Annotated in this window: 17 protein-coding genes; 5 read left to right on the forward strand and 12 right to left on the reverse strand. The window is 72.2% G+C overall.

Features of this window, described 5'->3' with window-relative positions:
• Positions 1–5 precede the first annotated feature (5 nt).
• The 5 genes from ACQPYA_RS13380 to ACQPYA_RS13400 all read left to right on the forward strand — a co-directional run bounded on the left by ACQPYA_RS13380 (position 6) and on the right by ACQPYA_RS13400 (position 5,565).
• Positions 6–1,313, forward strand: coding sequence for a sensor histidine kinase (locus tag ACQPYA_RS13380; protein ID WP_433532902.1), 1,308 nt, complete (start codon positions 6–8; stop codon positions 1,311–1,313).
• Entirely contained in the window at positions 1,265–1,900 is a 636-nt protein-coding gene (locus ACQPYA_RS13385; protein WP_433532903.1) for a response regulator transcription factor, read from the forward strand. Before ACQPYA_RS13380 ends, ACQPYA_RS13385 begins: the two co-directional genes overlap by 49 nt.
• A 169-nt stretch (positions 1,901–2,069) precedes the next feature.
• Complete coding sequence (locus ACQPYA_RS13390; protein ID WP_433532904.1) at positions 2,070–2,279, forward strand: heavy-metal-associated domain-containing protein; 210 nt, start codon at positions 2,070–2,072, stop codon at positions 2,277–2,279.
• A gap of 40 nt (positions 2,280–2,319) precedes the next feature.
• Entirely contained in the window at positions 2,320–3,297 is a 978-nt protein-coding gene (locus ACQPYA_RS13395; RefSeq protein WP_433532905.1) for a hypothetical protein, read from the forward strand.
• Between the two features lie 12 nt (positions 3,298–3,309).
• The gene (locus ACQPYA_RS13400; protein WP_433532906.1) at positions 3,310–5,565 is read left to right on the forward strand and encodes a heavy metal translocating P-type ATPase; all 2,256 of its coding nucleotides are present in this window, start codon (positions 3,310–3,312) and stop codon (positions 5,563–5,565) included.
• 19 nt (positions 5,566–5,584) lie between these two features.
• Here the strand turns inward: ACQPYA_RS13400 and ACQPYA_RS13405 are convergent, their stop codons facing one another.
• The 12 genes from ACQPYA_RS13405 to ACQPYA_RS13460 all read right to left on the reverse strand — a co-directional run bounded on the left by ACQPYA_RS13405 (position 5,585) and on the right by ACQPYA_RS13460 (position 20,267).
• Positions 5,585–6,313 (reverse strand): metallophosphoesterase, encoded by a 729-nt coding sequence (locus ACQPYA_RS13405; protein WP_433532907.1) that lies wholly within the window; start codon positions 6,311–6,313, stop codon positions 5,585–5,587.
• Positions 6,310–7,296 carry an EamA/RhaT family transporter gene (locus ACQPYA_RS13410; RefSeq protein ID WP_433532908.1) on the reverse strand — a complete coding sequence of 329 codons (987 nt, stop codon included), beginning with the start codon at positions 7,294–7,296 and terminating at the stop codon, positions 6,310–6,312. The genes ACQPYA_RS13405 and ACQPYA_RS13410 overlap by 4 nt, the downstream gene beginning before the upstream one ends.
• Entirely contained in the window at positions 7,286–8,539 is a 1,254-nt protein-coding gene (locus tag ACQPYA_RS13415; protein WP_433532909.1) for an ATP-grasp domain-containing protein, read from the reverse strand. The genes ACQPYA_RS13410 and ACQPYA_RS13415 overlap by 11 nt, the downstream gene beginning before the upstream one ends.
• A 103-nt stretch (positions 8,540–8,642) precedes the next feature.
• Positions 8,643–9,974, reverse strand: a complete 1,332-nt coding sequence (locus tag ACQPYA_RS13420) for a cation:proton antiporter (protein ID WP_433532910.1) — start codon at positions 9,972–9,974, stop codon at positions 8,643–8,645.
• Positions 9,961–10,491, reverse strand: coding sequence for a dCTP deaminase (locus ACQPYA_RS13425; RefSeq protein WP_433532911.1), 531 nt, complete (start codon positions 10,489–10,491; stop codon positions 9,961–9,963). Before ACQPYA_RS13425 ends, ACQPYA_RS13420 begins: the two co-directional genes overlap by 14 nt.
• Positions 10,488–11,033 carry a hypothetical protein gene (locus ACQPYA_RS13430; RefSeq protein ID WP_433532912.1) on the reverse strand — a complete coding sequence of 182 codons (546 nt, stop codon included), beginning with the start codon at positions 11,031–11,033 and terminating at the stop codon, positions 10,488–10,490. The genes ACQPYA_RS13425 and ACQPYA_RS13430 overlap by 4 nt, the downstream gene beginning before the upstream one ends.
• Positions 11,030–12,505, reverse strand: coding sequence for an SRPBCC family protein (locus ACQPYA_RS13435; protein ID WP_433532913.1), 1,476 nt, complete (start codon positions 12,503–12,505; stop codon positions 11,030–11,032). The genes ACQPYA_RS13430 and ACQPYA_RS13435 overlap by 4 nt, the downstream gene beginning before the upstream one ends.
• A gap of 17 nt (positions 12,506–12,522) precedes the next feature.
• The gene (locus tag ACQPYA_RS13440) at positions 12,523–13,083 is read right to left on the reverse strand and encodes a DUF6031 family protein (protein WP_433532914.1); all 561 of its coding nucleotides are present in this window, start codon (positions 13,081–13,083) and stop codon (positions 12,523–12,525) included.
• Positions 13,080–15,785: a DUF6001 family protein gene (locus ACQPYA_RS13445; protein ID WP_433532915.1), complete on the reverse strand. Its 2,706-nt coding sequence runs from the start codon at positions 15,783–15,785 to the stop codon at positions 13,080–13,082. The genes ACQPYA_RS13440 and ACQPYA_RS13445 overlap by 4 nt, the downstream gene beginning before the upstream one ends.
• Entirely contained in the window at positions 15,782–16,558 is a 777-nt protein-coding gene (locus tag ACQPYA_RS13450; RefSeq protein WP_433532916.1) for an HAD-IIA family hydrolase, read from the reverse strand. Before ACQPYA_RS13450 ends, ACQPYA_RS13445 begins: the two co-directional genes overlap by 4 nt.
• Positions 16,558–17,781, reverse strand: a complete 1,224-nt coding sequence (locus ACQPYA_RS13455) for a hypothetical protein (RefSeq protein ID WP_433532917.1) — start codon at positions 17,779–17,781, stop codon at positions 16,558–16,560. The genes ACQPYA_RS13450 and ACQPYA_RS13455 overlap by 1 nt, the downstream gene beginning before the upstream one ends.
• 2 nt (positions 17,782–17,783) lie before the next feature.
• Positions 17,784–20,267 carry a dCTP deaminase domain-containing protein gene (locus ACQPYA_RS13460; protein ID WP_433532918.1) on the reverse strand — a complete coding sequence of 828 codons (2,484 nt, stop codon included), beginning with the start codon at positions 20,265–20,267 and terminating at the stop codon, positions 17,784–17,786.
• Positions 20,268–20,420: the final 153 nt, after the last annotated feature.

Below are 20,420 nucleotides of genomic sequence, written 5' to 3' on the forward strand. Positions count from 1 at the left end.
GACGGGTGGAGGCGGCCGGGGCGGGTGATTCGACGTACGGGTGGGCCTGGCGGGGCGCTCGCGCGGTGCTCGCCGGTCTGGCCGCGATCGGCCTGGCGCTGACCAACATCGTGCTGCTCGGCGTGTCGGTCGTGGTGTTCGTGTTGGTCCCGGTGCCGTTTCTCGGCATGGCGCTGGTGCCCTGGACGATGACACTGGTCCGGAAGCGGGCGGATCTTGAGCGGAGGCTCGCCGCCCGGTCCGGCGTCCCGGTGCCCCGTCCCTACCATCCGCCCCCGCAGCGGGGCCTGCCCGGCGGCTGGCGGCGCTTCCGGTGGATCGTCACGGACCCGGCCACCTGGCGTGACCTCGCCTGGCTCCTGCCCGGCGCGCTCGTCGGGGCCGCCCTCGGCCTGATCGGCCTGGCCGTGCCGCTGTACGGGATCTTCGGCCTGACGCTGGGCCCGCTCTGGATCTGGCTCGGCACCGACTGGTACGGCTACGGCGCCGTCTGGTCCATCGACACGTTCGGCGAGGGCCTGATCTGCCTGCCGCAGGGCGCGGCCATCCTCGCCGGTGGCCTCTGGGCGGCACCGTGGCTGCGGCGTGTCGACGGGTACTTCGCCCGACTCCTGCTCGCCCCGACCAGGGCCGCCGAGCTCCGGCTGCGCGTCACCCAGCTGACCGCGACGCGCGCCGACACGGTGGATGCCCAGGCGGCCGAGCTGCGTCGCATCGAGCGGGACCTGCACGACGGCATCCAGGCGCGGCTCGTCTCGCTGGGCATGATGATCGGTCTCGCCGACGAACTGGTCGACCGGGACCCGACCGCGGCCCACGAGGTGCTCGCCGAGGCGCGCGAGGCGAGCGGCACGGCCCTGGTCGAGTTGCGGCATCTCGTGCGCGGCATCCATCCACCCGTGTTGGCCGAACGGGGACTGGGTGGCGCGGTGCGTGCGCTGGCGCTCAGCCTGCCCGTGCCGATCATGGTCGAGGTCGACCTGCCCGGCCGACTCGACACCCCCGTCGAGTCGGCCGCGTACTTCGCGGTGGCCGAGACGCTGACCAACCTGGTCCGGCACAGCCGCGCCCGGTCCGGATCGGTGTCCCTGCGGTACGCCGACGGCCGGCTGACCATGCTGGTGACCGACGACGGCGCGGGCGGCGCCGACCCCGCCGCCGGCACCGGTCTGCGGGGCATCGAACGCCGCCTCGCCGCCTTCGATGGCACGATGGCCGTGTCGAGCCCGCCCGGCGGGCCCACCGTCATCACCATGGAGTTGCCGTGCGCGTTGTCATCGCCGAGGACCACGCACTCCTCCGGGACGGGTTGACCCGGATCCTGCGGGCCTTCGACTTCGACGTCGTCGCGGCTGTCGACAACGGCCCGGCCCTGCTGCCCGCCCTGACCACCCACCAGCCGCAGGTGGCGGTCATCGACGTCCGTCTCCCGCCGACGTTCACCGACGAAGGACTGCAGGCCGCGATCGCCGCGCGCACCCAGCGACCCGGCCTGCCGATCCTCGTGCTCTCCCAGCACGTCGAGCCCATGTACGCCCGCGAACTGCTCAGCACACCGCACGGCGGCGTGGGCTACCTCCTCAAGGACCGGGTGTCCCACGTCGGCGAGTTCGTCGACGCCGTCCGCCGGGTCGCTGCCGGCGGCACCGCCATGGACCCCGAGGTGATCTCACAGCTCCTCGCCCGCCGGGAGCCCCTGGCGGTGCTCACCGCCAGGGAACGGCAGGTGCTCGGTGAGATGGCCGAGGGCCGCTCCAACGCGGCGATCGGGGCCAAGCTCCGGATCACCGAGAAGGCGGTGAGCAAGCACATCAACAACATCTTCACCAAGCTCGACATGTCCCCCTCCGACGATGACAACCGGCGGGTCCTCGCGGTTCTCGCGTACCTCAATGCCTGATCGCGACCCAGCCGGGGACCGGCGGCGGCAGCGCGGCTACCCCCTGGGGGTATGTTAGGGTGCGATGAGGCATACCCCCGGGCGGTATTGCCGGGCGGCGGTCCGCGCCGACGTCGGAGTTGCGGGCGGCCGTGGAGGGCTGGGTGAGGTTGTGGAGAGGGGCGTGCTGATGACTACCGCTGTTTATCAGGTGAGGGGCATGACCTGCGGGCACTGCGTGAGTTCGGTGAGCGCCGAACTCGGCGGGATCGCCGGTGTTCGCGATGTCCGGGTCGATCTCGCTTCCGGGCAGGTCACGGTCGACAGCGAGGCGCCGTTGGACTCCGCGACCGTCCGGGCCGCGGTCGACGAGGCCGGTTACGAGCTGGTCGACGCCTGACCGTTCCTTCCGGCCTGTCGAGAAACCGAGGTGTCCAGTCATGAAGACGGCGACGAAGCTGAGCGGTTTCGCGCTCGGTCTCGCGGCGGTGTTCGGCGCGGCGTACGGGGTCGGTCAGCTGGCCGACCCGGTCGCCCCGGTCGCCGACGCCCGCCACGGCGCGACCGCCGACCATGGCGCGGCCGATGAGGCAACTGGAGGCGAGGCCGTCTCGCGGGTTCCGGGCGGGCTGCTGGTGTCCGACCGCGGCTTCACGCTGGCCCCGGTTCCGGCCCCGCCGGGGGAGTTCGCTTTCCGGATCACCGGTCCGGACGGGCAGACCGTCACCGCCTTCGACGAGGCGCACGACAGGCGGATGCACCTGATCGTCGCCCGCCGGGACCTCTCCGGCTTCCGGCACGTGCACCCGCAGATGGCCGCCGACGGCACCTGGCGGGTGGCCGCGCCGTTCGGGGATCCGGGCACCTGGCGCGCGTTCGCCGACTTCGTCCCCACCGGCGGCCAGCCGCTCACCCTCGGCGTGGATGTCGACCTGCCCGGCGCGTTCACGCCGCGACCACCGCCGGCGGCGACGCGGACCGCCAGCGTCGACGGATACACGGTCGCCCTCGACGGTGACCTGCGACCGGGAGCGACGGCGAAGCTGACCCTGACCGTCAGCCGGGGCGGGACACCGGTCACCGACCTGCAACCCTACCTCGGCGCCTACGGCCATCTGGTGGCGCTGCGCGCGGGCGACCTGGCCTACCTGCACGTGCATCCCGACGGGTCGCCGGGCGACGGGCACACCCGGCCGGGTCCGCAGGTCACCTTCCACACCGAGGTTCCGTCGGCCGGCACCTACCGCCTCTATCTGGACTTCCAGCACGCCGGCACGGTGCGGACCGCCGAGTTCACCCTGACCGCTGCCGGTGTCGCCGGTCCGGCGGCGGGCAGCCCGGCGACGTCGGGCGAGCCCACCAGCCCGGCCCCGACCGCCACCGACGGGCACGGCGATCCCGGCCACGGCCACGGCTGATCGGAGGTTGTGATGACATCCAGCGCGAAGCCCCGGCCGCTCGCCGCGAATCGGATCGAGCTGGCCATCGGCGGGATGACCTGTTCCTCCTGCGCGGCGCGGATCGAGAAGAAGCTGAACCGGATGGACGGCGTGTCGGCCACGGTCAACTACGCCACGGAGAAGGCCACCGTCCAGTACACCGGCGACGTCACCGCGGACGACCTGATCGCCGTCGTGGAGAAGACCGGCTACCACGCCGCCCTGCCGCCCCCGCCCGGCCCCGGCGGTGCCGCCGAGCCGGCCGAGCCGGTCGACGAGCTGCGTGGCGTACGCACCCGGCTCTGGGTCTCCGTGGTGTTGAGCGTCCCGGTGATCGCCCTGGCCATGGTGCCGGCCTGGCAGTTCACCTACTGGCAGTGGCTCTCGCTGAGCCTGGCCGCGCCGGTGGTCGTGTGGGGTGGTCTACCGTTCCACCGCGCGGCGCTGGTCAACCTGCGCCACGGCGCGGCCACCATGGACACGCTGGTCTCGATGGGTACGCTCGCCGCGTTCGGCTGGTCGGTCTGGGCGCTGTTCCTGGGCGACGCGGGGATGCCCGGGCTGACGCACCCGTTCAGCTTCGACGTCAGCCGGGACGGCGGGGCCGGGCACATCTACCTGGAAGCCGCCGCCGGCGTCACGACGTTCATCCTCGCGGGCCGCTACTTCGAGGCCCGCTCGAAACGCGCCGCCGGCGCGGCGCTGCGCGCCCTGCTGGAACTCGGCGCGAAAGACGTCGCCGTGCTCCGCGACGGCGTCGAGGTCCGGATCCCGGTCGACCAGCTCGCGGTGGGGGACCGGTTCGTGGCGCGTCCGGGCGAGAAGATCGCCACCGACGGTACGGTGCACGAGGGCACCTCGGCGGTCGATGTCAGCATGCTGACCGGCGAGTCCGTCCCGATCGAGGTCGGTCCCGGCGACACGGTGGTCGGGGCCACCGTCAACGCCGGCGGCCGGCTCGTCGTCACCGCCACCCGGGTCGGCGCGGACACCCAGCTCGCCCAGATGGCGAAGCTCGTCGAGCAGGCGCAGACCGGCAAGGCGGCCGTGCAGCGACTGGCCGACCGGATCTCCGGGGTCTTCGTCCCCATCGTGATCGCCCTTGCCGCGGGCACTCTCGGATTCTGGATCGGTAACGGCGGTGGGCCGGCGGCCGCGTTCACCGCCACCGTGGCCGTACTGATCATCGCCTGCCCGTGCGCGCTCGGGCTGGCCACCCCGACCGCGCTCCTGGTCGGCACCGGTCGTGGCGCCCAGCTCGGCATCCTGATCAAGGGGCCGGAGATGCTGGAGTCGACCCGGCGGATCGACACGGTGGTGCTCGACAAGACCGGCACCGTGACCACCGGAAAGATGGATCTGGTCGACGTGCACCCGATCGACGGCCAGGACGCCGCCGAGCTGCTCCGGCTCGCCGGGGCGATCGAGGCGGCCAGCGAACACCCGATCGCCCAGGCCATCGCCGCCGGTGCCGCCGGCGCGGGGCCGCTGCCGCCAGTGACCGGATTCGCCAACGTCGAAGGGCTCGGCGTGACCGGCGTCATCGAGGGCCGCGAGCTGGTGGTGGGCCGGGCCCGGCTGCTGCGCGCGCGTGGCCTGGAGATCTCCGCCGAGGCGGAACAGGCCGCCGGTCAGGCGGAATCCGCCGGGCGCACCGCCGTGCTGGCCGGCTGGAACGGACACGTCCGCGGTGTCCTCGCCGTCGCCGACCTGGTCAAGCCGACCAGCCGGGCGGCGGTCGACCAGCTGCGCGCGCTCGGCCTGAAACCGATCCTGCTCACCGGCGACAACACCACCGTCGCGAACGCGGTGGCCGCCGAGGTCGGCATCGACGAGGTGATCGCCGAGGTGCTGCCCGCCGACAAGGTCGACGTGGTCAAGCGCCTCCAGGCCGGCGGGAAGGTGGTCGCGATGGTCGGCGACGGCGTCAACGACGCCGCCGCGCTCGCCCAGGCCGACCTCGGCCTGGCCATGGGCACCGGCACCGACGTGGCGATCGAGGCATCCGACCTGACCCTGGTCCGGGGCGACCTGACCGCCGCCGTGGACGCCATCCGGCTGGCCCGGCGCACCCTGCGGATCATCAAGAGCAACCTGTTCTGGGCCTTCGCCTACAACGTCGCCGCCCTGCCCCTGGCCGCCGCGGGGATGCTCAACCCGATGATCGCAGGTGCCGCGATGGCCTTCTCCTCGGTCTTCGTGGTCGCCAACAGCCTGCGCCTGCGCCGCTTCCACCCCATCGGATAACCCTGCACGCCGGGACGCCTCAGGCCGGCACCGACCGCACGTGGGTGGTCAGCACGCCGTTCGTGTAGGTGTGGAACATCAGCGACACGTGGCCGTCCTGGTAGCTCCAGGCCCCGGCGTTCTCCCAGGGCAGCACGGCGGTCGACACCACCCCGGGAGCCACCAGCAGCGGCAGCCCGGCGAACGTCGTGGCGACCGCCGCGTGGGCGTGGCCGACCAGGACCGCCACCACCTGCCGGTGGCGGGCGAGGACGGCGGCGAGCCCGGACGGGTCGCGCAGGCCGATCGCGTCGATGAACGGGATGCCCAGGGCCGCGGGCGGGTGGTGGAACCCCACGAAGGCGGGCGTCTCCGGCGCGGACGTCAGGCGGGCGTCCAGCCACTCCAGCGTGGCCGGTGACAGCCGGCCGTGTGCCGCGCCGGGGATCGAGGAGTCCGCCAGCAGGATGTGGGCGTCGCCGTGGACGGCCGCCGTCCGCGGCGGTGCCAGAACCTCGGCGAAGACCGACGACACGTCGTGGTTTCCGGGGCACACCAGCACCGGGAAACACTCGTGCAGCGGCTCCAGTACCTCGCTGACCTGGGCGTACTCGGTGGCGGTGCCGTTCTCGGTCAGGTCTCCGGTGATCAGGACCGCGTCCAGGTCGCCGGGGAGCGCGCAGAGATACCGCGCGGCCCGAGCGGCCCGCGCCGCCCGGGCCGCGCCGCCGTCCAGATGCAGGTCGCTCAGGTGCGCCAGCACCGTCACGTACGGCTCGCCACGCTCGGCGTCGTGCCCTCTGTCTCGGCCGGCACCTTCTCCGGCGGGTTGTTGCGGCCGTCCCGCCAGCGGGCCCACGCCCCCAGGCACATCGCCGCGGAGAGCACCAGCACGCCGACGAACGTGGTGGTGGACTGCTCCAGGCGCGGGTCGAGGAACTGGGCCACATAGGTGATCAGCAGGTTCGTGCCGAACAGCATCGAGACGGTGATCGGCTCGGTACGCACGATGCCCGCCTGGAGCAGGTACAGCGAGATGATCACGCCGACGATGCTGATCAGCAGGATCGCGCCGACGTTGCGTGGCGTGTACGGATCGAAGCTGTCCCGGGCGATCAGCAGGCCCAGCGTGACCAGGATCAGCACGCCGAAGCGGGACGCCATCATCTGCGGCACGGTCATGCCCCGGTCGCCGAGCCGCTTGGTGTAGTACGTGACGGCGGACAACGCGAAGCTGGTCAGCACGCAGTACACCAGGCCCGCCGCCAGGTCGCCCCGTGGCAGGTCGCCGATCGCGGAGGAGCCGCTCCACGCCGCCGCGACCAGAAAGCCCATCGCGGCCAGCATGCCCAGCGCGGCGACCACCTCCAGCCGCAGCGCCCGCACGCCGGGGCGCAGCTTGAAGCCGAGCGCGATGGTGATGCTCGGGACCAGGCCGAGGATCACCGAGTTCGCCATGGCCGGCTCGAAGACGGTGAACGCGTAGAGCACCGCGACCCAGCAGACCATGGTGGCCACGTTCAGCGCGATCACGTCGGGCAGGCAGCGCCGGACCGTGGCGAGCAGCGCCTTCTTGTCCCGGCAGATCAGGAAGTAGAAGCCCTGCGCGATGACGAACGAGTTGAACGCGATGAACTCGGGGGAGAGGTGCTGGACCAGCGAGCCCTCGAAGACCGACTTGGTGGAGTTGATGACGCAGTAGCCCAGGACCAGCAGGGTGCCCAGGAACGGCGCGATCCGGCTACGCGACATCGTAGAAGCCCTCGCCGTCGAGGTAGCGGGCCGTCATGTAGTCGCGCATCATGACACCTTCCACCTCGTGCATCAGGTGGACCAGCACCGGATATGTCATGTCGTTGACCGTCTGCGCCAGCTCCTGGCCGGGGTCGACCCGGGTCAGCCGCCCGTGGTAGCTCTCCAGCGCCTCGATCTCGTCCATCCGCGGGTAGCCGATCAGCTTCCCGCCGGTCGGGGCGATCATGTTGACGCAGACCGCGTGCCGGGGCGTCTCGTAGTGGTGCTGCCAGTTCGCGTCGAAGGTCTCCGGGTCGGTGTACGCGGTGACCGTCCACTCCAGCTGGCTGCTGCCCAGCGCCGCCCGGGTGAGCAGCGGCAGTTCGGCGCCGCAGACCCGGGCCCCGGTCTCGATCAGCCGTGGACCGTCCGGGGTCAGCTTGACCTCGGTGTGTGCCGGGCCGTTCGCCACCCCGAGCGCGTCCAGCACCCGGCCCACGTACCCGACCAGCTGCTCCTGCTCGTGCCCGTCGCGGATCATCAGCTGCGAGCCGCCGAGCAGGTCCCGCACCCCGTTGACACGCAGGTGGTGGGTGCGCCACAGGTCGCAGACGTAGTGCCTGCCGTCCATGCTGACCGTGTTCACGTAGTACTCCGCGCCGACCAGGTACTCCTGCGCCACCACGCCGTCGTTGCCCTGCCCGAGCGCGCTGCGCCGGCCGGTCAGCGTGTCGAACGCGGAGCGCACCTCGGCCGCGGTGCCGCAGAAGTGCACGCCGTCGTTGAGCGCGCCGCGCAGCGGCTTGAGCACCACCAGCCGGTCGGTGTCGCCGTACCAGCCGAGCAGCGTGTCCAGGTCGCTGGCGAGGATCTGGTCGGCGGCGGGCAGACCGGCCGCCTTCACCGTCTCGATCATGCGGAACTTGTCCCGCCGGGCGCTGCTCAGCCGGGTCCCGTTGGTCCGCAGGCCGAGCGCCTCGCTGAGCGTGTCGGCCATCTCGACGCCGCTCTCGGCACCGGCGAGCAGCGCGACCGGCGAGTGCGGGCGGATCGCGGCCACCGTGGCGGTCACGTCTCCGGCATGGACGATCGTGTCGCGGAAGTCGCCCGCCTGGAACGACGCCGCGAAGAGCGCGGGCGGGTCGGCGAGGCTCTGCACGTGCAGGCAGTCGTAGCCCGCCGCGTGGAACAGCGGGGCGAGATGCCGGGCGGTCGAAAAGGCGTCGACGATCGCGACGACCGGTCGCGGTGTGGTGCTCATGGTGAATCTCTCTCTCGACGGATCGGCGCACGGACTTCCGGACGCACGCTCATCGTGCAGCCTCGTGCACTGTGGACTTGGGTCGCCGCACCGCGGCCGGCGGTCAGGTCACGACCGCGTCCTGGGGCTTGCGTTCGGCGGTCACGGGTGTCGCGTCGTCGTCGGCCTTCAGCGCGCCGCGCCGCACCGCGATCTCCAGCGCCCAGCCGGCCAGCTGCGACGTGACGATGGCGGTGAGGATCAGCGTGGTGAACATCGACTCGTTGACGATCCCGGCGTCGTACGCCACGGTCGCCAGCACGATGCCGGGTCCGCCGCGGGCGTTCAGCGCCACGGCCAGGTTCGCCGAGTCCGGCCTGGACCGGCGGGTCAGCCGGGCCCCCAGGTAGACGCTGGCCGCCTTGGCCAGGCAGGCGACCAGGATGAAGCCGACGGTGAACCAGAGATCCAGCGCGTGCACCAGGTCGAGCCGGAAACCCACCACGGCGAAGTAGATCGGGATGAAGAAGCCGGCGGAGAAGCGCCGGATGGAGACCAGCGCCTCGTTCTCGTCCGGTCTGCCACGCCGCCCGGACATCAGGCCGACCACGAACGCGCCGAAGATCGGGGCCACGCCGAGGAAGACGCAGAGCGCGACCACGGAGAGGAGCACGACCAGGCGGAGGGCCACCTCGCCGGGGCGCGGCATCGGCGGCCGGTCGCCGGTGCGGCGCCGGATCCAGACCGCGACCAGCGCGGCCACCGCGAAGAACGCGATCGAGACGACCACGTGGTAGACCGCGTTCGGCACGGTCGCGTTGATGCCCAGCAGCGCGGCGACGCCGAAGCCCTCCTCGCCGCGGGCGGCCACCATGCCCAGCGCGATCGAGATGATCACGTTGAGCACGACGTCCTCCAGGACGGCCACGGAGAGCACGATCCGGGCGAACCGGGTCCGGATGATGCCCAGGTCCAGCATGATCCGGGAGATCACCGGGATGCTGGTGACCGCGATCGCGCAGGCGATCATCAGGGTCAGCGCGGTGACGTCGTTCGCCGGGCCGACCAGCGCCGACGTGTCGATCGCCCGGACCATGAGCAGGCCGATGGCGAACGGCACCACCATGCCGACCAGGGAGACCACGGTGACGGTGTTGCGGTCCCGGCGGGAGAAGACCGTCCGCATCTCGACGCCGGCCATGAACATCAGCAGCAGCATGCCGAGCTGGTAGAAGAGCGAGACGCCGACCGCCGCCGCGCCCTCGGAGGGAAAGAGCCACCGCTGCGCGTCCGGCGCGAGCTGCCCGAGCACGGTCGGGCCGAGCAGCAGCCCGCCGAGGATCTCGCCGATCACCGGTGGCTGCCGGAACCGGGCGAAGAGCCGCCCGACCAGGTGCGCCGCGAGCAGCAGCAGCATCAGGCCGGCGATCAGCTTGAACAGCTCAGCAGAGGCCACGGCCATCCTCCAGGCTGAGCCGGGAGACCACCGCGGACTCGGATCCGGTGTACTTGCCGTCGTAGGTGATCGACTCGCCCTGCATCGACCAGAACGCGAGCTTGCCGATCATCATCCCGGGATAGACCCGGACCGGCTGGGCGACCTTCATCTCCAGCGTCCAGGGGAACACCGCGCCGCTGTGCCCGAGCGGGGCGGAGAACTGGATCCAGATGCCGAGGGTCGAGGTGGACCGGCGGGCGTACAGGGTGGCCGCGTAGTGCGGGCTGCCCATCGCCTCCATGGTGCCGCCCAGGTAGAAGCGGCCGGGCTCCAGGAGCATGCCCTCGGGACCCATCTTGACGTGCTGGGCGTCCGGCGGGCGGAAGCAGTCGATGACGTCGTCGGTGTACCAGAGGATGTCCTCGGCGAGCCGGAAACCGTAGCTGTTCGGCTCGATCCGCTCGACGTCGAAGTCGTCGATGTGGATCCGTCCCGCCTGCACCTCGGAGAGGATCTCCGGACCGCTCAGGATCACATCCAGCTCCTCAGCACGGCGTGGACCTTGGCCCGGTACTCGTCCAGGCTGCCCGCGTTCTCGATCATCGCGTCCGGGCGGATCCGGTCGATGTGCCGGGTGGAGCGGTTGGCCAGCGAGGGGTCGCCGCGCTCGGCCAGCCGCTTCTGGCGTACGTCCTCGTCGCAGGTGATCCGCAGGATCCGGAAACCGCGGCCGGTCAGTCCGGGCGCGTCGTGGTCCGGGTCGCGCAGGTCGTCGTTGACGATCACGTCGGCGGTGGTCCCGTCCAGCCGGGCCAGGAAGTCGTCCACGATCGAGGTGGGCCGGATCCGGCGCATCGCGTCGGCCAGCGCCTCCATCAGCACCTGGTCCTGCGCGCCCGCGGCGAGCGTCGCGCCGGAGCGCAGGTAGACCTGTTCCTGGAGGTCGTAGAGCGGCTTGGCGAGCTTCACCACCGAGTGGGAGAGGCCCTGCCCCCGGGCGAACTCGGCGATCAGCGCCGCGCAGGTGGACTTGCCGGCGCCGGCCAGGCCGACGACGGAGACACGCAGCGTGCTCACTTCTCGCCCTCCGACAGCAGGACGTCCAGGTCGACGTCGAGGGTGCCGCGCAGGCGGATCATCTCGACGGTGTCCAGGGCGGTACGCAGTTCGGCCAGCGAGGCGTAGAAGCGCGCGTAGTCCGGGACCAGGTGCGACTGCCAGGTGAAGAAGGTGGTGTCCACCTGCCGGTCCACGATCTTGTTGAGATGGGCCCAGCGCTCGTTGCCGTCGGTCAGCCGCCACGCGGTCAGCGGCTCGCCCGGCTGCACCTCGGGCAGCAGCAGCGCGGCCAGCCGCCGCGGCGCGGCGGAGAACTCGGCGCCGACCCAGGACTCGAAGACGTCCGGGTCCATCAGGATCTTGTGGCCCGGCTCGTACGAGTCGATCCGGGAGTCCACGTTCTCCCGGACCAGCTTCTCCAGCCGAGGGTCGGCGCGGATCGTGCCGACCCCCACGTACGGGTAGTCCCGCCACGGGTGGACGGTGATCTGGCCGTCCTCCAGCGTGCAGAAGAGCTTGTCGCCGGTGAAGTACCGCCAGCCCGGGCGGCGCAGCACGGAGAGCAGCGTGGTGGTCTTGCCGGCGCCCTTGGCCCCCGCGATGATCACCGCGGTGCCGTCCTTGGCCACGCCGGACGCGTGCAGGACCACGGTGCCCGCGTTCTCCTCGTGCCGGATCACCAGATCCCGGACGAAGTCGAGGATCTGCACGGTGGACTTCTCGGTGATCCGGACGGTGAAGGTGTTGTCGGTGGCCACGTCGAGCGGCGCGTCCACCAGCGTGGCCCGGTTCACGTAGCGCTTGCGCCCGCCCGACGTGACCACGTGCGCGTCGAAGTTGAACTCGGCCGCGTTGCTGCGCCGCACGATCGAGGAGGGCACGTCCCAGACCTCGGCCGGCACGTCGGTCTCCGGGTGGTAGCCGAGCACGGTGATCCGGAACGTCGGCTCGTGGGCCGGCTGGTCCGACATCAGGTGCCGGAAGAAACGGTGCACCGGCTCGAACGCGGGCGCGGCGTCGTACGCCACCTCGAAGGCGACGGTGGTGTGCAGGAAGTTCAGGTAGCGGGTCACGGGCTCCGGCGATCCGGCCGGTACGACGCGCAGCAGCGCCTCGGCATGCGCCCGCAGCGACTGGGCCCACATGGGTTCGAGCAGCGGCGCGAGCCCGTCCACGCCCAGCTCGAAGTCGATGGTCAGGCGGACCCGGGTGCCGTCGGTGGTCTCGTCCACCACCCAGGCGCCGGACATCTCGGCCAGGTCCCCGGTGACCTGCGCGAAGCGCAGCACGGTGTCCGGGCCGACGGTGTCCCGCTGCGCCCAGCTCACCTCGCTGCCGTTGAGCAGCACCGTCCAGGTGGTGTTCTCCCCGTCGGCCCGGACGTCCACCACGTGCGGGGCGGTGCGGGCCAGCGTGGCGGCCTGCCGGACGGCGGCCCACACCTGGTCGGCGGGGCGGGCGACGCGGGTCTCCGCGGCGATCGTCGGCATCTCGTCCCCTCTCTTCCTCAGGCGGCTTTCATCGACGACGCGAGGAAGCCGACGTCCAGCCCGGCCTCCCGGGACAGCCGGGCCCACACCTGCACCGTGCGCAGCATGTCCCGCTGCCCCTCGGCGACCAGGCGGTCCGGCAGCTCGCCCGGAAAGCCGTCGAGCAGCCGTTCCCACAGCACGTAGATGTCGTCCACCCGGCAGGTGTCGCCACCGAACTCCTCGTCCAGGCCGAACACCGCGGCCAACTGCGGGCCGGTCGCGTCCATCACCTCGTGCATGCCGTACTCCAGGGCCAGCGCGAGGCAGTGCGCGTCGTCCACCGGCTGCCGGCCGGCCAGCCGGTGGTCGATGTCGAGGAGCTGCTCCAGCAGGCGCAGCTTGGCCGCCTGCTGCATCTGCGGCTGGTCGGCGCCGCCCTCCAGGTCCTCGATGTAGGCCCGCCCCTCGGCCAGCATCAGCCAGGCGGCCTGCACCCACGCCTCCACGGCGGCCTGGCTCGGCATGGCGTGGCCGGCGCGTACCGAGGGGAACGCGGTGATCCCGGCGGCCGGTGACGATGCGGTGGTGTCGGTCATGCGGCCGGCTCCTCGTGGCGGTAGGTGATGGCAAGGCGGGCGGCTCCGGCGCGCAGCGCGCGCAGCAGGGTTCCGGCCGCGCGGGCGTCCAGCCCGGCCAGGTCGGCCAGCCCGACCGGGCCGTCGGTGAGCGGCAGCGTGGCCGCGCCGGGCAGCACCACGCCGGCGCCGTTGCCGATCAGCAGCGACGCGTCCGGCAGGAACGGCATCAGGTTGCCGCCCGCCTCGGCGCGCACCTCGATCGCGGTCGCGGTGCCGGTGGCGCGGGCGACGTCGAGCGCGAGCGACACGTACTCGCCGGCCAGCGGACGGCCCACGGCGGAGGGTTCGAGCCCGGCGGCGACCGACTTGCGCAGGCTCTCCAGGGTGGTGGCGACCGCCTGCACCCGGGCGTCGCGCCAGCGGCCGTCGGCGACCAGCCGAATCCAGCGCAGCACGTACCACTTGCGGGTGGTGTAGACGTCGCCGTGGTGTGACAGCAGCGCGTCCATCAGGTGCACCAGCACGTTGTAGGCGTATCCGACCCGCCCCCGGGTCTCCCCGGCCGCCTCGGCCAGCGCGGCGTAGGCGGCCTGCTCCAGCGCGTTGTGCAGCGACTGCCGGCTCCACACGGTGCTCAGCGCGGGCAGCCAGCCGAGGTACGGCGCGGTGGCGTCCATCGTGATGCCGTTGACGATCCGTTCGGTCTGCTTGCGGCGCGGCTCGCGCGTCCTGTCCCAGCCGCGCAGGCCCGCCACGGTCTCGCCGGGCGGCAGCGCGGCCAGCCGGTCCAGCTCGACCAGATTGGACGCCAGCTCGGCCTCGGAGAAGCTCACCACCTCCAGGTGGTGACCGTCCTCGAAGATCTTCGTGGAGATCCGCGGGCCGTCGATCGCGGCCTGCTGGATGCGGATGAAGTCCAGGTCACTGGTGGGATTGGCCAGCCCGTGCACCGGTGAGCTGGTGAGCAGCAGCAGGCCGGGGCCGACCCGCTCGCGCATCAGCCCGGCCAGCCACTCCGGATCCAGGTCGCGGCCGGCGAGGAAGGTGCGGACGTGCTCGTGGCGGCGTGCCGTCAGCTCCTCCGGCGACAACGCATGCGGAAAACCGGGCGAATAACCCATGAAGGACAACTTTCGTCGGTCGGTACGGGGGTGCGCGGTCACCTGGCGGCAAACGAGCCGCGCGGGTGCCGTGTTGTCGATGACGCCGGGCGCGGACCCGGCGGCGATGCCGGGCCCGACCGCCGCGTGGACCGCGTGCAGCCGGTCCGAACCGGTCCAGACCACGTGCGCGCCGACCTTGCGTAGCGGCCGGACGTACGGCGGCGCACCGGCCAGCGCGGCCGTCGGCTGGTAGTCGTCGTGCAGGGCCACGAAGGCCACCCGTGGGTCGCCGGTCTCGTCGCCGCGCAACGGGCGGCCGTCCGGCTCCAGGAAACGCATCGGTACGGGAAGCTGGCGCAGCGCGGCCTTGGCGTGGGGCATCAGGCCGTCCTCGGTCACGTACAGCGCGCCGTTGTTGGCCGGGTGGTAGAACGCCCGGGAGCGCTCCGGGTCCAGCTCGCCGTCCGCGTCCACGGCCGCCAGCCCGGCCGCCACCAGCTGGTCGTTCAGGTGCACCAGGTGCGCGCTGCCGACCATGCCGTGGTCCGCGCCGAGCACCACCGTGTCGTCGGGGCCGGCGGCGTCCAGCACCCGGCCCAGGATCTCGTCCGACCAGCGGTAGCAGCGGCCGACCAGCGACCAGACCGCCTCGGCGATGTCCGGCCGGTACGCGGCGCTGCGCTCGTCGCAGAAGCCGAGCATCTCGTGCCCGACGTCGTCGGTCATCGGCAGGTAGATCACCACGAGGTCGGCGTCGTGCCCGGCCAGCACCGCGTCCGTGACCGCGCCGAAGGAGCGGACCGCACACTCCACGGAGGAGAGGAAGAACTCCTCGGCCGAGCCGTCCCCGCCCTCGGCGAGCCGGGCGCCGAAGGTCGCGGCGCGGTACAGCGGGCCGACCCCCTCGCCGGCGAACGGCGGGCCGGCACGCATCCGGTCGCGCAGCGCCGGGTCCGCGCCGCCGTACCGGGGACGCCACACGCCGGTGTGCGCCAGCAGCAGCCGGTCACCGACCCGGACGCAGGCCAGCCAGGTGCCGATCCGCTCGCCGGTCAGCCACACCGGCCGCCAGCCGCCGCCCGGGGTGAGCCGCACCTCGTCGTGGCCGCGCACCCGTACCCCGTCGGCGGTCGACTCGACGGTGACCGGGTGCGGGCCGATCAGCCACTCGCGGACCGACCCCGGCGCCACCTCGGTCACCGCGTGCCGGGCGGTGCGCCGGCTGTACGCCTCCACCGCCGCGTCCACCCGCGACCCGACCGCGTCATCGCCGTCGAAGACCCACGGCACGTGCACGAACACGCCGCGTACGCCCAGCGTCTCCCAGACCGGTCGCACCGCCGGGAACTGCGGGCCGAAGCCGCTGACATGGCTGCCGAGCCCGCCCGGCCCGGCGGCCGGCACGGTGTAGCCGGTGACGCCGTGCTCGGCGGGCCAGGCGCCGGTGAAGAGGGTGGCCAGCGACGGTGGGGTCTGGCAGTTCGGATGGGCGGGGCGCGCCGGGGCCAGCACCCCGCGTGCGCGCATCCGGCGCACCGCGGGCAGCGCACCCTGCCGCTCCAGGCGATCGACCACCCAGTGCGCCGCGGCGTCCCAGACCACCCAGTACACGGTCATCCGGCGGTCAGCTCCCGCAGCAGCGCCGGCAGATCTGCCACCGATGCCACCTCGTGGTCGGCGTTGCCGGTCAGCCCCTCGGCGCTCTGGTCCGGGTACTTGCCGGTGCGCACCTGGACGGTCCGCAGACCGGCGGACCGGCCACCGGCCACGTCCGTGGTGGCGTCGTCGCCGACCACCACGCACTGCCCGGCCTCGACACCGAGCGACGCGGCGGCCAGCCGGAAGTAGTCAGCGGCGGGCTTGCCGAGCACCCGGGCGGTGACGCCGGAGGCGTACTCGATCGCCGCGACCACCGCGCCGGTGTCGATGTGGTCGCCGTCGGCGCGCTTGAAGTACCGGCCGCGCTGCAACGCGAGCAGCTCCGCGCCGCCGCGGACCGCCCGGAACGCCTCGTCCAGCGCCGGGTAGTCCAGCGTCTCCCGGCAGTCGCCGACCAGCACGTGGGAATACGGCCCGACGGCGGCCACCGTCGGCATCTGCCCGGTCAACTCCCGGGAGAGCAGCGCGTACGTCCGGGCGTCCGCCGCGGTGAGCAGCCGTTTGGCGGCCACCACCGGGGTGAACAGCTCGTCCGCGGCGACCGTCAGCCCGTACCCGGCGAGTTCGGCGCGGATCCGCTCGGCGGTCTTCGAGTCGGTGTTGGTCAGGAACCGGACGCCCAGACCCAGCCGCCGCAGCCCGGCCACGGCCTCGGTGGCGCCGTCGATCACCTTCTCGTTGGCGTACAGGGTGCCTTCCAGATCGAGCAGGACCGCGCGTACCGCCGCCATCAGCGCACCACCCGGGCCAGCTCGGGGCGGGCCGCCACGGCGTCGGTGAGGAAGGTCCGCTTCGAGTAGTAGCCGCGCTCCGCGGGCAGGCCGTGCTCACGCAGGAACGCCTCCAGCCACTCGGCGATCGCCGCGATCTCGGTGAGCACCTCGGCCTCGTCCGGCTCCACCGCGGTACGGCTGCGCAGGTACTCCAGCTCGCACTGGTTCAGCGTGACCTCGCGGGCCTGGACCAGGCTGCAATGGTCGAAGAAGATGCCGTACACGTGGCCGGTGCGTGCCGACTCGAAGTTGATGTCGTAGCGGACCCGGCGGAACGACGGCAGCCGGACGGCCCGGACCCCCAGCTCCTCGCGGATGTGCCGCTCGAAGCCGCCGTCGTCGGCCAGGTCCAGCCCGTACGTGTGGGACTCCCGGCGCTCGAAGGCGTCCTCGGTGTACCACTTGCGCTTGAGCAGGTGCTTGCCGTCGGTGGTCGGGATGAACGAGGCGTAGCCGCGCTCCTGGTCGCCCGGACCGGTCACCTCGAACAGGTGGTTGAGGTAGTCCCACGCCTGGAACTCGTCGCGGTACTCCATCAGGTAGCCGGGCAGCGAGCCGGCGCGCATCCGCCCGTACAGCTCGACGGTCAGCGTCCAGATGTCCACCGGCGCTGCCAGGGTGTACTTGTATTCCAGCTCCTGGCCGCTGAAGCACTTGCGGTAGTAGCGCTGGTGGTTGTTGAGGAACAGGAACTGCTCGGCGTGCCGGCGTACCGCGTCGGCCAGCCAGCCCAGCGCGGTCACCTCACCGGTGATGGCCTCCGGGGTGATCCGGATGAAGCAGGCGTCCTCGGCCAGGAAGCGGATCTGGCTGTGCACGTGTGCCCGGTCGCCGTGCGCGGTCACGTAGAAGAGCGGGACCAACGGGCCACCGGCGTCGGAGACCGCGGCCACCGCCTCGCGCACGGCGGCGCCCGGCAGCAGGCCCGGGAACAGCTCGGCGCCATCCGCCTTCGCCGCGCCGGTGCGGCTGCCGTCCACCGTGCGGGACAGCAGCTCGACCGGGCCGAGCGCGGCCCAGGAGAGCACGACCGTGTTGCTGGGGAAGTCGGACTCCACCGGCGCGGGCAGCGGCACCAGCACGACCGGGTCGCTGCCGGCGAGCGGGGCGGTGCCGTTGAGCAGGTGGAGCCCGCCGAGGACGAGCCAGGCCGTACGGCCGGATGCGGCGTCGGAATGCACGTTCATTCTCCCTTGCGGCCGGTCGTGGTGACCGTGCCATCGCTGATCACTGCATCGTCGCCGTCCACCCCGGCGGCGGCCACGGCCGGCACGCCCGCCTCGCGTAGCAGGATCGCCAGATGACCCAGGGCCGAGCCCTGGTCGAACACGAAACCGGCGACGTGGTCGATGAGGACGCTGAGCACCGCGTACGGCCGGGCGGCCAGCACGATCGGCTTCTCCTCGTACGCCCTGACCCGTGCCAGGATCCGGGCCAGGCCCTCGTGCTCGCTGACGTCCTGGGACTTGTCGATGCTCACCGCCGGACCGATGGAGAGCCGGCGCAGCAACTCGTCGTCGTCGAGTCGCAGCAGCGGGCCGCGGGCGGTGCCGGCGGAGATGCACACCTCGCCGTGTGCCACCGAGACCGTGTCGTGGTCGCCGAGCACCGAGTAGTCGACGAAGTGGAGCCGGTCGCCCTCGAAGACCCACTCCAGGGTCACCGGGCCGTGCTTGGCGTGCATCGCCGCGGTGAACCGGGCGATCTGCCCCAGGTACGGCCGCAGCGTCGTGCCGCTCGCCGGCATCCGGACGTTGCCGTCCGCGTCGAAGCCCTGCGCCACGTCGGTGACCACGATGGTCTCGCCGCCCGCGGTGCCCCGGTTCAGCGCCATCAGCCCCTCGGGCGTGTACTCCACGACCAGGCCGCCGTCCCCGGCCAGCCGGGAGATCACGCCGAGCCGGCCGCGGATGAAGTCGCGCACCACCACGGCCTGCAACGCGGTGCCGTCCGCCGTCGCGCCGGTGGTGGCGGCCAGGTTGTCCAGCACGTCGTCCTTGGCCACCACGATCTGCCGCAGGGTGTCACCGAAGTCGAGCACGCACTCGTCGGACCCGCCGCGCAGCGTCTCCCGCAGGGCCGCCGCGGTGGCCGGGTCGGCGAGGCCGCGGCCGTTGAACTGGAGCACCCAGCCGGCGCCGGTGGCGACGCCGTGCTCGTGTGCCATCCGGTGCGCCGGGCCGCGCTTGGCCACGTAGCTGCCGTACACCGCGGCCACCTCGCCGAGGTGGAACGTCGGCGGCAGCGCGTCGAAATAGAGGCGGTACGCCTGGACCAGCGGCTCGGCGCTGCTGCGGGTCAGGTTCCGGGTGGCGGTCAGCGGGCGCACCTGGATCAGGTGTACGCCCGCCGCGTCCGCCGCCCACTCGACGTCCACGTCCTGTTCGCGGGTGCGGCGCAGCTCCTCGACCAGCTCGACGACCTGGCGCAGCACCGCGACGTCCGGGGTCTGGTCGGTGATCGTGGTCGAGCTGACCCGGGTCGGCACCGCCACCCCGGCCACCAGCTCGTCGGAGAGGCCCTCGACGTACTCGACGGTCACCGCGTCGTCGCCGTCCAGGCCGGTGAACGCCACTCCGGCCAGGGTGGGCTGGACCAACCGCTGCACGATCACCGCGAGCCGCGGCGTCGGGTCGAAATTGCCGGCCCGGATGCGGGCGGCCACCGCGGGCGCCTCGTAGTAGGAGCGCCAGCACCGCTCGACCGCGGCGATCACCGCCGCCGCGCCGGTCACGCCCAGGATCGACTGGTGCACCCCGGCCAGGCTGGATGCCTCGGTGTCCTCGTCGAGGCCGGACGAGCGGACCGCCAGCGGCACCTCGGCATCCTTGCCGTACATCTCGGCGAGCCGGGCGCGTAGCAGCTTGCGGGCCTCCTCGGGCAGCCGGATGCCGTCGCCGATCTTCTGGATCTTCGCTACCGAATCGGCGAAGAAGGCGCCCACGGTGGCGCGCAGGTCGACGAACGCGTCGGCGAGCGCGGCCTGCTGCTCCTCGGTCAGGGCGCTGGTGAACTCGCCGGCCGGCACCACGAACGCGCTCGGCACCCGGAACCGGTGGCTGGACGCGGCCAGCTCGGCGAACTTCGGACCCACCTCGGCCACGTCGATGGACGCGCCCAGCCCGGGGAAGCGCTGCCGGGCGAACTGCTTGTCGAAGTCCACGTGGATGTCGCTGGAGCGCGGGCCGACCGAGCCCTGGTACTTGCCGTCGTAGAGCAGGATCTCGCCGCGCGGCTGCCACCACATCATCTGGCCGATGTTGATGCCCGGGTACACCCGTACCCGGTTCATGCTGTAGAGCTGGAGCGTCCACTGGCCGGTGTAGCCGATGTCGCCGAGGCTGGCGGAGAGGTTGATGAACAGGCCCAGCCGGGCCACCGAGGAGCGGGCCGCGAACGTCGGGGCGTAGTGCTCGCTGCCCAGCACCTCGACGGTGTGCGCGAGGTAGAGCCGGCCGGGCTCCAGCACGTACCCGTCGTCCTGGATCTCGATCTCTTCGAACTCGTTGGTCCGGCGGGCGTCGAGCGGCATCTGCTGGTAGACGCGGAGCGTCCTGCCGAGCCGGAAGTTGTAGCTGTTCGGGTTGACCTGCTCCGGCGTGAAGGGCTCGATCGTGATGCGGCCGTTGGCCCGTTCTCGCGCGATCTCGGACCCGGTGAGAATCATGTGCCACCAATCTTCATGGGCTGCGAAGCGACCCACGCCGGATCGCAGGAATGCGATCTCTCTCCGGCGTCAAGCGGTTACGGTGTGCAGCTTGACACCCTCCACTTTGGCCCGTCCGCCCCGTCCCAGAGGTATAAGGTGCATGGCAGCTTG

Source organism: Micromonospora sp. CA-263727, assembly GCF_050942455.1.
GTDB lineage: Bacteria > Actinomycetota > Actinomycetes > Mycobacteriales > Micromonosporaceae > Micromonospora.

Excerpts from the sequence above, each read along its gene's own strand:
- ACQPYA_RS13440 (WP_433532914.1), bottom strand. The coding sequence starts at position 13,083 with ATGACCGACACCACCGCATCGTCACCGGCCGCCGGGATCACCGCGTTC.
- ACQPYA_RS13390 (WP_433532904.1), top strand. The coding sequence starts at position 2,070 with ATGACTACCGCTGTTTATCAGGTGAGGGGCATGACCTGCGGGCACTGC.
- ACQPYA_RS13460 (WP_433532918.1), bottom strand. The coding sequence starts at position 20,267 with ATGATTCTCACCGGGTCCGAGATCGCGCGAGAACGGGCCAACGGCCGC.
- ACQPYA_RS13435 (WP_433532913.1), bottom strand. The coding sequence starts at position 12,505 with ATGCCGACGATCGCCGCGGAGACCCGCGTCGCCCGCCCCGCCGACCAG.
- ACQPYA_RS13400 (WP_433532906.1), top strand. The coding sequence starts at position 3,310 with ATGACATCCAGCGCGAAGCCCCGGCCGCTCGCCGCGAATCGGATCGAG.
- ACQPYA_RS13395 (WP_433532905.1), top strand. The coding sequence starts at position 2,320 with ATGAAGACGGCGACGAAGCTGAGCGGTTTCGCGCTCGGTCTCGCGGCG.
- ACQPYA_RS13410 (WP_433532908.1), bottom strand. The coding sequence starts at position 7,296 with ATGTCGCGTAGCCGGATCGCGCCGTTCCTGGGCACCCTGCTGGTCCTG.
- ACQPYA_RS13415 (WP_433532909.1), bottom strand. The coding sequence starts at position 8,539 with ATGAGCACCACACCGCGACCGGTCGTCGCGATCGTCGACGCCTTTTCG.
- ACQPYA_RS13450 (WP_433532916.1), bottom strand. The coding sequence starts at position 16,558 with ATGGCGGCGGTACGCGCGGTCCTGCTCGATCTGGAAGGCACCCTGTAC.
- ACQPYA_RS13445 (WP_433532915.1), bottom strand. The coding sequence starts at position 15,785 with ATGACCGTGTACTGGGTGGTCTGGGACGCCGCGGCGCACTGGGTGGTC.